Source organism: Bacillus sp. MHSD_36 (genome assembly GCF_030757775.1).
Lineage (GTDB): Bacteria > Bacillota > Bacilli > Bacillales > Bacillaceae_G > Bacillus_A.
The window spans coordinates 1-362 of record NZ_JAVBIS010000038.1 but is presented as its reverse complement, the minus strand read 5'-3'; the positions used below and the strand labels follow the sequence as shown (position 1 = coordinate 362).

Annotated in this window: 3 tRNA genes; all 3 read left to right on the top strand. The window is 49.2% G+C overall.

Annotated elements, in window-relative coordinates:
* Positions 1–15: 15 nt before the first annotated feature.
* The 3 genes from Q9B79_RS26880 (at position 16) to Q9B79_RS26870 (ending at position 349) form a co-directional block, all read left to right on the top strand.
* Positions 16–88, top strand: a tRNA-Ala gene (locus Q9B79_RS26880).
* Positions 89–108: 20 nt separating this feature from the next.
* A tRNA-Ser gene (locus Q9B79_RS26875) sits at positions 109–201 on the top strand.
* A gap of 55 nt (positions 202–256) precedes the next feature.
* Positions 257–349, top strand: a tRNA-Ser gene (locus Q9B79_RS26870).
* Positions 350–362 lie beyond the last annotated feature (13 nt).

The window sequence follows — 362 nt, the reverse complement described above, 5'->3', positions numbered from 1 at the left end:
TTTCCCAAAAAACATGGGGCCTTAGCTCAGCTGGGAGAGCGCCTGCCTTGCACGCAGGAGGTCAGCGGTTCGATCCCGCTAGGCTCCACTTTATTTATTATATGTCTCGGAGGTATACCCAAGTTCGGCTGAAGGGATCGGTCTTGAAAACCGACAGGCGGTGAGAATCGCGCGGGGGTTCGAATCCCTCTACCTCCTCCATTTTCTTTTTAAATGGTTTAGACATAAATAATATAATATTTCTTTTTTCCTTCATGGAGGTATACCCAAGTTCGGCTGAAGGGATCGGTCTTGAAAACCGACAGGCGGCGAGAGTCGCGCGGGGGTTCGAATCCCTCTACCTCCTCCATTTTTTCTTAAGT